Annotated in this window: 8 protein-coding genes; 5 read left to right on the top strand and 3 right to left on the bottom strand. The window is 42.6% G+C overall.

Annotation, left to right across the window (positions count from 1 at the left end):
- Positions 1–22: 22 nt before the first annotated feature.
- Positions 23–1,291, bottom strand: a complete 1,269-nt coding sequence (locus BW976_RS02910; RefSeq protein WP_217696195.1) for an FAD-dependent monooxygenase — start codon at positions 1,289–1,291, stop codon at positions 23–25.
- A gap of 166 nt (positions 1,292–1,457) precedes the next feature.
- Between BW976_RS02910 and BW976_RS02905 the strand changes: the two genes are divergently transcribed.
- The 4 genes from BW976_RS02905 (at position 1,458) to BW976_RS02890 (ending at position 5,725) form a co-directional block, all read left to right on the top strand.
- Entirely contained in the window at positions 1,458–2,321 is an 864-nt protein-coding gene (locus BW976_RS02905; protein ID WP_076370183.1) for a helix-turn-helix domain-containing protein, read from the top strand.
- A 68-nt stretch (positions 2,322–2,389) separates the two neighbouring features.
- Complete coding sequence (locus tag BW976_RS02900; protein ID WP_076370181.1) at positions 2,390–3,040, top strand: HD domain-containing protein; 651 nt, start codon at positions 2,390–2,392, stop codon at positions 3,038–3,040.
- A 217-nt stretch (positions 3,041–3,257) separates the two neighbouring features.
- Positions 3,258–4,508, top strand: coding sequence for a hypothetical protein (locus tag BW976_RS02895; RefSeq protein ID WP_217696194.1), 1,251 nt, complete (start codon positions 3,258–3,260; stop codon positions 4,506–4,508).
- Between the two features lie 59 nt (positions 4,509–4,567).
- A complete protein-coding gene (locus BW976_RS02890; protein ID WP_076370177.1) occupies positions 4,568–5,725 on the top strand; it encodes an acyltransferase family protein in 1,158 nt (385 codons plus the stop codon).
- Between the two features lie 73 nt (positions 5,726–5,798).
- Here the strand turns inward: BW976_RS02890 and BW976_RS02885 are convergent, their stop codons facing one another.
- Together BW976_RS02885 and BW976_RS02880 are read right to left on the bottom strand one after the other, a co-directional pair.
- Positions 5,799–7,097, bottom strand: coding sequence for an NAD(P)/FAD-dependent oxidoreductase (locus tag BW976_RS02885; RefSeq protein ID WP_076370175.1), 1,299 nt, complete (start codon positions 7,095–7,097; stop codon positions 5,799–5,801).
- 467 nt (positions 7,098–7,564) lie between these two features.
- Positions 7,565–9,481 (bottom strand): ulvan lysase-like protein, encoded by a 1,917-nt coding sequence (locus tag BW976_RS02880; RefSeq protein WP_076370173.1) that lies wholly within the window; start codon positions 9,479–9,481, stop codon positions 7,565–7,567.
- A 555-nt stretch (positions 9,482–10,036) separates the two neighbouring features.
- On the opposite strand from BW976_RS02880, the gene BW976_RS02875 reads away from it, so the two are divergent.
- Complete coding sequence (locus tag BW976_RS02875; RefSeq protein WP_076370171.1) at positions 10,037–11,878, top strand: alkaline phosphatase; 1,842 nt, start codon at positions 10,037–10,039, stop codon at positions 11,876–11,878.
- The last annotated feature ends 324 nt before the right edge of the window (positions 11,879–12,202 follow it).

Raw genomic sequence — 12,202 nt, 5'->3', positions numbered from 1 at the left:
AAGCAAGGCGGGTGATTAAGTATTAAACCTGATCGCTGTTGATGGTCTGTAGTTTGTGATGATCATAATTTTTAAGCTCTATAGCGTTAGCGGCTTCATCAACAGATCGTTGCATTTCTTTTAGGAAATTTTTCAGTATCTTCTCTTTTCCCGGCAGTTTAAGCATCAGGCGCAGCATCGTGGTTTGCAGCCAAAGCTGCTTTTTTGATTTGGGCACCATATCTTTTAAAACAGTTACCCCCAATTGTTGATTGGCTTTCACAAACCACCTCATCTGGCTTTCATAATTGGCAAATGCGGCTTGATGGTTACCGTATGAGGCCGCCAACTCGCCGGCTAATATATAAGCACCCACAAATGCCAAACTGCTTCCCTGACCAGAGGCAGGAGAGGGGCAATAACCTGCATCGCCTAGTAATACTATGCGACCGTTTGATAAATTTTCTGCTTTTACCTGGCTTATGGCATCAAAATAAAAGTCGGTGGTATCATGGATAGCGTCAAGTATTTTGGAGATAACCGGCCCCCCGTCTTTAAAATGATCAATCACTATTTGTTTTTGCTGTGCTACGTCGCGATGATCATATTCAATGGTTGTGGCAGCAAACATCAATAGCACTTTGGCCTCCCGGTTTTTACCGGTACTGTATATGTTTACAATTTTATCTACCGCCGGATAATTCAGTTCCCAATGGTCGAGGTTAAAATAATTGGGAATAGTGAAAACAGACACAAAATAGCCCAGATGGTTAACAGATATCTTTTCCTGATCAAACGCTAACCCGCGCACATTTGACCGCAAACCATCGGCAGCCACAACCAGGTCGAATTCACGTTGTTCCCCATTTTTAAAAGTAACAGTTACGCACTCATTAGTTTGTGTGAGGGTGGTAACGGAATTATCAAAAATATATTCCGTTTGATCTTTTGTTTCGGCATAGAGTATACCTGAGAGTTCGCCCCGCATAATCTCTACATCGCCATCCTGCCGCATGCCAAATATATTGGGATCATTCAGATCGGCATATCGTTTACCATCGGCATTAATCATAGATGAACCACGCATGGCGGTATTGAGTTCCTTTACCTGATTCAAAATACCCATACGTTGCGCTACATCTGTCGCTACGCCGCGCAAATCGATACGGTAACCGCCTTTGCGCAGTTCCGGAGCCTTTTCAACAACCGTAACATTAAACCCATATTGGTTTAGCCAATAAGCCAGGGCAGGGCCGGCTATGCTGGCGCCCGATATTAAAATATTCCTGTTGTTTAAGTCGTTGTTCATCATAAGTCATTAAATAATGAGTCAAATATGATGAGGCAGTTAAGCTTTTTTTAATGGATTTCGGCCAAATACCCTAAATTGTCGGTGAATACGGGGAAAAGCAAAATAGAAAATTATTTAAACAGCGGTGACTTTATATTCACCATGGTTTTATAGGTTTGCGATCACGATGGAAAAACATGATCTTTCATGGATGCGGATTGACAAGGAACTGAAAGATTCCTTTGCCATCAATTTTCTGCGCGCTCATGTTTTTGAAGCGCAAACGGTTTACAGGATCAATTACCACCGTATTTTTATGATAGAAGAAGGAAGGGGTAACCTCCGTATTGATGACTGCATTTATCCAATCTCAGGAAATGAACTGTTTCTATTAGCCAAAGGGCAGCTGTATACCTTTGAGGAAGGAGCCCTTATGACTGGTTACGAACTTTCCTTTGGCGATTGTTTTTGGGAGAAAACACCCGGTAGTGCCAGCAATTGCAAGGCAGTGTTGTTTAATAATGCTGTCGACAATCAACAATTACCCTTAAATAATACTGATCATTCAGAATTAGATATGCTGTTTCGTGCCCTTCATCAAGAGTATGTAAAGGATGAGTACCCCAATAAGCTGGATGCTATGGCTGCTTATTTAAAGATCATCATGATCAAGATTGCCAATGTGAACGCCTCCCTTGCCCGAGGATTTGATAGTTACGAAAATCAGCTTTACCGGCAATACCTGGAACTGGTGAGCAACCAGTACCAAAGTACGCATGAGGTAGCCGATTTTGCCCGTCAGTTGGGCATCCCGGCCCGCAAGCTGTCTGATTTGTGCCGTCGGTGTAGTGGTAAAGGCGCCAAGGATATTATTAACGGACAAATCATCGCCGAAGCCAAGCGCTCTCTGCAGTTCTCATCCAAACCGGTAAAGGAGATCGCCTATCATCTTAACTTTTCAACGCCCGATCAATTCAGTCACTTTTTTAAGAAAAACACACTGATATCACCCAATGATTACCGCGGTCGCTTTGTAAATATTGGCATGTGATTGGCCGTTTTTAACATTTACCGGGTGCTGTATCACAGCTAATTTTGCTGATATAAAATCAACAAAATATGTCTGTAAATAAAATAAAAACAATAGCCGGGATAGCCATTCCCGATAGTACTATCGCTACCCAGGCCACCGAACTTTTATTGGAGCATGGTACTGAATTTATCTATAACCATTCCCTGCGGGTATTCCTTTTTTCGTCGCTGAACGGAAAGCGCAACCACTTGCCGTATGATGCCGAACTTTTATACGTGAGCTCGGTATTTCATGACCTGGGTTTAACCAAGCACTATAGCAGTCCCGATTTGCGTTTTGAAGTTGACGGCGCCAATGCCGCCCGCGATTTTCTGAAAAGCCATGGACTGCCTAAAGAGTCTTTACAGCTGGTTTGGGACACTATTGCCCTGCATACTACCATTGGAATTGCCGAGCATAAAGAACCCGAAGTTGCCCTGATGTATTCGGGCGTGGGCCTTGATGTAATGGGTGAGGGCTATGAAAACCTGAGCACCGAAAAAAGGGAAGAGATCATATACGCGTTCCCTCGTAATGATTTCAAGAAAAACATTATCCCAACCTTCTTCGGCGGTTTTGAGCATAAAACAGAAACAACGTTTGGTAATATCAAAGCCGATGTATGCGCCTACATGATCCCGAATTTCCACCGCAAAAACTTCTGCGATTGTATTTTGCACTCGCCCTGGAGTGAATAAAAAGGGGAGCCCCACCCAAACCCTCCCCGGAAGGGAGGGCTTTAAAATATTTTCCAAAAGTCTCCCCTTCCGGGGGAGATTTAGAGGGGGCTCCTCCTCGCAATGACATGTCTCTTTTACCACTTCCCTCTCCATTAATGATATTTTAATCAAATATTTATTCAGGACGATAGATTTGTGTTATACCCCACTTCGCAAACCTGTTAAAACCTGGATAATGAACCTACCCGTATCAATTCTAAAAAGAGTTTATGGCTGTGCTATGATAGCAGCTCTGTTGTTTACTTGTGTATTTAGTAAAGCCTCCACGCTGCCCGATCATGGCGATTATCAATTCGACCGAAAAATATCGCGTAAGGTGTTGGGAAATTATCTCAACCGCTCCATCACCATGCAAAGCCTGCTGGTAGGCAAGGGGAGTTTTGATGATAACCTGCGCATGATTAAAAATATCGGGGCCAAATTTATTGGCCGGGCTGTTTGCCAGTGGGGCGAGGAAGATGAGATTCCTCAAAATCTGATCAAAGAGAAAGAATTGGCAGCAAAGGTACATGTGGCCGATGCCGACATCATTTTGCAGGCCTGCATCTTTGAGATCGTGACCCCTAAAGTGGAGCAGCTGATTATCCCTGCCTGGGCTTTTGAAGCCTTGGGGATACCAGTACAAAAGCGGAATTTTAATTACGCGGATATGTTGTATCCCGATGGCAAATTTAAAGGTCAATGGGGCCATGGTTCTGTACCAGATGTAAGTAGGGCCGAAACCAAACTATTCTTTTACTACCTGGCCAAATCATATATCGACGCGGGTATCGAGGGAATCCATTTCGGACAGGTGGAACTCATGAACAAAAATGATGCTAACCTGGATAACTATGCGCAGATACTGACCTTGATCAGAGAGTATGCCAACAAGCATGCCCGCCGGCACATAGTTATTTGCGATTCGCATGTACCCAGCGGGGGCTTTGTTCGCGATGGTAAACTGTTGATGGATGTTCATGCCTTTCCGCTTCGCATTATGGAAACCCCGGGCAAACCCGAGGAGGCCACCCTACAGGTTGGTCATACCGATGCGCTTTACCTGCGGAGCAAAGGTGGTATTACCCCCAGCGGCTGGGTTTGCGAACATCTCCCATACCTGGTTGAGTTTGATAACTATGGTGTTAGCAAAAAGCCCGGTGAAGAAAATGCGGGTGACATACCTTTTTGGGTTTGGGGCTATGATGAGATCAGCTGGTTTGCCCATCAGAATAAAGCCTACCGTACGAAATGGCTGCACTATGCGTACGATTGGCTAAAGAAAACTGACCCAAACGGTCACCTGGAAATGCCAGGCGGCAGGCAAACCACATCGCCTATTGATAAAAAACGCTGGTACTATGCCAATAACCCCAATACGGAAGTTCCCGATGGACATGGTGATGAGGATACTATTCGCGATATCTGGGCAGCTCATCAGCCTTAAATATATTGACGTAAAAGCAACCAGTATCTTCTTTTCACCGTAACGATTATTAAACAGGCATGAAAGAAGACAAACCTAAGGCGGTGATGCATCCCAGATATAAGCAGCTGGATAGCTTGCGGGGATTGGCCGCATTGTCTGTTTTTTTTATACATATCATAGGGAAAAATGCAGTTGATAACCCCCTTGTCGATTTTTTAAAAAGAACACCATTAGGTATTGTGTTTAATGGAGGGGCAGCTGTGATGTTTTTTTTTGTGTTGAGCGGTTTTGTATTAAGCTTGCCATTTATTAATAATGAAAAGCCATTAAAACTTACAGCGTTTTATATAAAAAGGGTTTTCAGAATATATCCCGCTCTTATATTGGCCATTGTTCTTTCTGTACTGCTAAAAGAATTTGTGTACGATAAATTCATTATTTCTCCTATACCTGATATTCAATCTGGTGAATGGGGCGGCTTTTGGAACTGGCACTGGAATAAAGAGCACATTCATGAGCTTATTAAAACATTTGTATTAATAGGACCTGAGTTTAATTTTAACCTGCTCGATCCTCCCATCTGGTCACTGGTTATAGAAATGAAGATCTCCATTCTGTTGCCCTTTTTTATAATGATCATCGCGCGCAGCAGTGCTGTGTTAAATTTTATCTTTCTGATTATAATGGTCTGTTTAGCCTATGATCATGCAGGCGTATGGCCAATAGGTGTTTTTTATTTGGGTATACTAATGGCGAAATATAAAGATCAAATAACAAACACCATCCAATCATGGCCTTTAGTTATACTGATCGTAGCATGCTGTTTGGGGATATTCTTATACAATATTGGGTTTGAATTTGCCGGGAAAATTCAACAGCATTATGCGCTGCTTAGCCATACATGGAATAGCTATATTATAGCTGTGGGCAGTTGTATAATGATGATGATTGTTCTGGCTAATAAGAATTTATCGCTGTTTTTTGAACATTCTGTTTTTACTTTTTTGGGAAACATATCTTACAGCTTTTATTTAATTCACATGCCCTTGGTAATCGCTATGAGTTCGGTATTTGTTGGGAGATATGCCTTTGGAGGGCTTTATACTTTTATAACCGCTTTTTTATTTGCTTTAATAATTAGTTACCTGATGCTTGTTTTTATTGAAAAGCCATTTCAACGAATTAGCGCGAAGCTGATCAGAAGATTTAAGGCGCTCAATGCCATATCCATATGAAAACAAAACGGCCCGATAAGTTTTGCCTACCCGACCGTTTGCATGTCCCGGTTTCAAGATTCGTTTTAATGCATTAAGATCGAAATATCATCCTTAACGATTGATCTTTTGACAGATAGGCTGTGCCCCAGTTATACAGGGTTTTTAATTTATTACGATAGTTTACCAATGATATCAGGTGGATAAACAACCACATGAATAAGGCCATGATACCGCCAATGTGCAGCTTATTCTTAAACAGATCGACCACGGCTTTGTTCCTGCCGATGATGGCCATATCGCCTTTGTCAAAGTAATCAAAAGCACTTAAAGGCTTAGCTTTTTGCATGGCTATAAAGTTTTTAGCCAGGTTGCGGCCCTGTTGTATGGCTACCTGCGCCAATTGCGGGTGACCTTTCGGATAACGTTCGTCTGTTATCTGTACGCTGGCATCGCCAATAGCGTATACATTCTCCAGGCCAATTACCTGGTTAAATTCGTTGGTGATCATCCTGCGGCCAACACCCAGGCTGCTTTCCGGTATGCCTTCAAAAGTATTGGCGGTAATACCTGCGGCCCAGATCAGCGTTCCTGCCTCGATGGTTTCGCCGGTTGAAAGAGTGACCTCGTGTTTATCATAATCCTTAACCTGTGTGTTCAATTTTACCTTTACACCCAGTTCAGAAAGTACCTTGTAAGCTTCCTGGTGAGTTTTTTCGCTCATAGGGCCCAACAGGTTTTTGCCGCCATCAATAATATGGATACCACCCGGCGTACCTTTCAACTCAGGATAGTCCTTTAAAAAAATGTTCTTTTTCATTTCGGCCAGCATACCGGCAATTTCCACACCGGTAGGGCCACCGCCTGCTACCACAATGGTTAACAGTTTTTTCCGTTCGGCCAAATCTTTTGTCATCGCAGCCTGTTCCATGGTTTGCAGCAAAGCATTACGCATGTGCAGGGCATCATCAATAGTTTTCATGGGGATAGCGTTCTTTTGAACATTTTCCATCCCAAAAAAGTTTATCCTTGCACCTGATGCAAATACCAGGTAGTCATATTTTAGTTCTTCATTAATTAAATGTACGGTTTGTGATGCAGGATCGATTTTGACTACTTCGGCCATGCGGTAACTGATCCGTTTATTACGGAACATTTTACGGAACGGGTAACTGATATCTGATGGGTCCAGAAAACTAGTAGCCACCTGGTAAAGCAGGGGTGGGAAGTAATTATAATTGTTTTTATCAAGCAAAATAACCTGGTAGTTTTTGTTTTTGGCTACTTGTTCAGCAAGGTTTATCCCGGCAAATCCACCTCCAACAATAACAATTTTTTTAGCAGTATTTTGGGCATTGCCCGTAGCTGCCGGTATAGTTTTAGGAGTGCTCATTTTATCAATTATTTGATAGTGTATTTTATACACAAATATACCTCTATTTTACCGGGTGTATCTGCTTTTGAGGGCTTATTTGAGGCTGATATGAAAGTGTTTACAATAGGATGATTAAATGTGTATTTATTACACTAAGTTATATAGATAGCATCATGCAAGCAGGGTGTTATGGTGAGCTCCATCGAACCATGGTGGACAGGCCTCTGCGCTCCACCCTTCGACTGGGCTTAGGGTGACAGCCTCCTTTTGTGGATTGAAATGACATAGAGCGTTTCTTATATTGCCCTCATTTAATCACATTAAATACTTAGCGCTAAGTGGGTTTACATGTAAACCCATTATATGACGGTAAAATTGGTGTAACTTATTGATTGTTAATAAACTAAACTGATGTTAACCATGAAATGTGTAAACCATGTAAACCCACTTTTGACTGGTGCACGCGTCCGCCAGCGTTTGATTAATTACATAACTTCTACAACAATAGTAGCCTCGTTTTGACCAATACTCAGCGGGATAGCCTCCAGGCCTGGTACAAAGTTGAATACCCTGCCTTTATTGGTGGTAGGCATGGCTGTAAACTTATCGGTTGATGTTATTTGCAAGGTCGCCTTATCCTTATTTACATGGATCAGTTTTTCGTGGAGCATAAACTTTTCTGTTGATCTGGAAACCACCGGCAAAATGATCTTTGTCCGGTCGTCGTAACTACTCTTTTCAATACTGAATTTGATGATTACCCGCTCGCCGGTAAAGTGGTAAGTTATTTGGCAGTTTACTTCCCCTGCCGGTGGGTTTTGCTGATTTTTATCAACCAGTTTTGATCGTGTTTTGATAACCTCCTGTCCGCTGATGTCTCCACGCTCTATTTGAGCCCCCAGATCATGGATATTCATAAATACCGATTCACCTACTCTAAGTTCTATACGTGGCGTCAGCGGCATGGATAATGGGTCTGTATCGGCTTGCATGTTATCGGCCTCAAATAATTGATACTGGTTCATACTGCCGGCAAATATGGGACCTGTTTTCTCATGCCAAAGCATGGTAAGGGCGCCGCCAGTGGCATGTCCGTTTTTGGTTTCCTTATATTCCCTGTCGTACCCGGTAATCGTGCCCCTGAATTTTCCTTTGGCTACCAGCCATGTCTGTATATCACTAAAAGCCCGGATTCCATAGGCCTCTTCGCGAGGTAGGTTGATATTGTCGACACTTACTTTCGCCGGTTTATGCTCGTGTTCTAATATTGTTGTTAAAGCCTTAATGTGGCAAAAGGTATGGTGCACGCAAACCGGTACCTGGTGCGATACATAATGCGGTCCGCCGTATAGTAAATTATCCTTGGTACACTCCTGCAGCAATTGGGTATTTCGCAACGCTACTTTATAAAACCGTGGATCGCGATCAGCCATCAGCGTGTATGCCGCCTGGCAGCCATCGCTGGTACGGCTGCCCCAATAGGTCCATTTATAATTACGTGTACCCCAGCTGTTGTCCCAGCCGCCATCGGGCAGCATAAACTCCATATGGGTGCGCAGGCTGCGGGTTACCGCGTCCAATACCTCTTCGTCCTTAGTCAATAAGCCATAAAGTACCAGCGAAGGCAGCGATTCTTCGACATTATAGCCCAGGTCGACAGAAAAGCATCCCTTAGGGCTTGCTTTGCTGTTAGGTCCGCCTTCGCCATATATAAACCCATCTTTAGGTGTAATGTATTTTAAAGCCGTATGCGCAAACTCCCGGCCTTTGTCTTTATACTTCGGTATGTCCAGCATAGTGCCTATCAGAGATAGCGCGTATGAAGCAGTAATAGGATAATTGACATTGCCATACTCCATCGAAAAATTGGTATAAACATAGTCGGCAGCCTTTTGCAGGCGGTCGGTCAATTCAGCTTTAAAGCCACTGTCCATGATGGAACCGTGATTTTTCAGGGTCTCGGCCAGTGCTATCGACGAAAACACGGTGGTGCCCTTCCAAGAGCCTTTCACTGGTTCATTGAGCCAGGAGCCATCAGGCTGACTCACCCGGGTTTTCATCCATCGATAAAGCAAGGCCGCAGCATCTGTGTATTTAGAATCACCGGTTTTTTGAGCCAGATGGTAAAATGGGTAAATGGCATCGCTGCCGCGGCCGTGAACCGTTTTGTTGGCCGGGCAATACAAGCCGCCATAATTATCGGTATTTGATTTATCCAGCACCTGCAGCGCCAGCAGACCTTTGGCCCATTGCCCTAACAATTGATCGCTCAAGGCATACAGATCATCGTTAGGAGGTGATAGATGTAAAGCGAAGGCATTTGCAAATGGCGGCGATACGCCGATGAGACCTACCGTTCCAATGGCAGTTGTTTTGATAAAGCTTCTTCTGGATAATGTCATGGCTATAATAGGTATGGTTCACAAATGTAATTGATAGATGATTAGGGATTAAAAAAATCAACTACAACGATGTAATAGCCTGTTTTGCTATGTCAGAGCGATTATTTTCCGTACTAATTCAAATTATCCCAGCGGTATGCCACAAATTTTTCGTATATTTAAACAACTGACAGCCCGGTTCTCTTCTTAATAAGGGGACCGGGCTGTTTAGTAAAAGCCAAATAAAGCCCAAAAACCGACCGTTTGGTATGTAGTTATTTGACAATCAGTAAATTAATACTTCTTAAAGCTTTCAAAATCCATCAAAAATTTGTTAAAATTTGTTAAAATGGCGTTAAAATTTAGTTAAAACGGACAAAAGGCATGTGTTTTTATGCTGTTTTTGACTAAAAAAGTGTTAAAATTCGAGGTTTAAAAAGTTTTTGAGTAAATCGGATCCACGAAAAAGCTCAGGTTAACATTCAGTTTAATTTATATTAACAACATAATAGTTTCTTTGGCGCAAATTAAAACAGGGGCTATATTGCACCGCCGTTTTACATCAACAATTTCCGCATGAATAATTTTACAAAAGCAGTTACCATTTTAGGGGCCTTAGCAATTACCGGTATAAGTGCCCATGCACAAATAAAAACCTATACCGTTGCCGATGCACATTCGCACAATGATTATAAAAACAATATCCCCTTTTTTAGGGCATATGAAAAAGGTTTTGGATCAATTGAGGCTGACGTATATGCCGTAAATGGCCAGTTGATGGTAGCTCACGATAAAAAGGAGATTAGCGCCAAACGGTCGTTAAAAATTTTGTATATAGATCCTTTGATCGAAAAATTCGATCGCGACAGCCAGCGAAAACTCCGATTACTGATCGAGATTAAGGAAGACTACAAAGCGGTACTACCATTGGTGGTCAAGGAGTTAAAACCGCTTGAAAAATATTTCTCCTATAAGGGGCACCCAGGTCGTTTATCCATCGTAATGACCGGTGCTGTACCACCTGCCGCCGAAATGACTAACTATCCGGATTGGATTTCCTTTGATGTTGACCATATGGATGGTTTTAATGCACAGCAATGGAAAAAGGTTGGGCTGGTAAGTTTTCCCTTCAGTAAATATCTGAAATGGAACGGAAAAGGTGTATTGAACAAAGAGGAGATCAGTAGAGTAAAGGCGGGTATAGACAGTGTACATCAAGCGGGTAAAATGATCCGATTTTGGGAAACCCCTGATACCAAAAGCAGCTGGCTAGCCCTGATCAGACTGGGCGTTGACGTGATTGGTACTGACAAAATAGAGGAGCTTGGTGACTTTTTGAATAAAAAACCGCACAGCGAATATTTATCGCCGGCACCTTATGCGGTGTACCATCCAACTTATAGTTCAGATGGGACACAAAAGAAAGTCAAAAACATTATTTTATGTATTGGCGATGGTATGGGGTTATCGCAAATATATTCCACCTATACCGCTAACCGGGGGCAACTGAATATATTCCAGATGCAAAATATAGGTTTTTCTATCACCTATTCGGCCGATGCTTATATTACTGATTCGGCAGCTGGAGGTACCGCTTTTGCTACAGGTCAAAAAACAGATGACCGTGCAGTAGGGGTTGATCCGTCGGGTAAGCCATTGAAATCGCTGGCTGTTTATAGCGCAGAAGCTGGAAAGAAAACCGCCGACATTGTTGTCTGCGAATTAACCGATGCTACGCCTGCCGTATTCTACGCACATCAATCAGAGCGCTCAAGCGCTGCTGCCATTGCTAATGATATGGTATCAACGCCAATTGATATTTTATTAGGGTCTGGCTATAAAGATTTTACCGAAAAGATTAATGACGAAACTCCACTGGATAAAATGAAGCAAAGGGGCTATACTGTTATTCGTAATTTTGATGAGTTTTTAAGCTCCCAAGCTCCCAAAATAGTGGCCCTGGTAAATGATAGCGTAACCCGCCCAAAAATGGAAGGGAGGGGGAATTATCTGCCACTGGCTTTTAATAAAGTTACCAGCGCGTTTAAAAATAGTCCACAGGGATTTTTTATGATGGTTGAAGGTTCACAAATTGACCATGGCGGCCACAGCAATAACCTGAAACAGGTAATTACCGAAAATAGCGATTTTGACCAGGTTGTGGGCAATGCTTTACGCTTTGCAGATGAGGATGGCGAAACGTTGGTCATAGTAACTGCCGACCATGAAACTGGTGGTTTAACCCTGCTTGATGGCAGCGTTAAGAACGGATATGTTTGGGGCGATTTTAGCACCAATGACCATACCGGCACGCCGGTTCCGGTTTTTGCATACGGTCCTCACTCCGGCGATTTCAGAGGAGTGTATCAGAATACCGATATTTTTAACAAATTGTTGGCCCTGATCAAAGCTAAGTAAGCGTAAATCGGACACTTTCTTAAATCACGAACAAAAAGTGCCTTGAATGATATATTTGAGGTGTTTTTTGTTCGTTTGCTATATCTTCTTATTTGCCTGATGTTAATTTTCCGAAAACGTTTGCGCATTTTTACCTAAACTTCCTGTTCTTCGGTTCGCATTTATCTCTAATTTAGTTAACCAATTATAACCGCGAATAACCCCTGGTCATGGCCTCTGCTATCAGCAGAATGAGGCAATTGAAACGGATGATTAAGCCCGGTTTTTACTGTAATGGTTTGATCTCATTACAGTAGATATTGATTAACCCTAAAAAACTAAGAT

Source organism: Mucilaginibacter lappiensis (genome assembly GCF_900155965.1).
Classification (GTDB): domain Bacteria; phylum Bacteroidota; class Bacteroidia; order Sphingobacteriales; family Sphingobacteriaceae; genus Mucilaginibacter; species Mucilaginibacter lappiensis.
The sequence above is the reverse complement of the archived record's forward strand: the minus strand, read 5'-3'. Positions and strand labels throughout refer to the sequence as shown.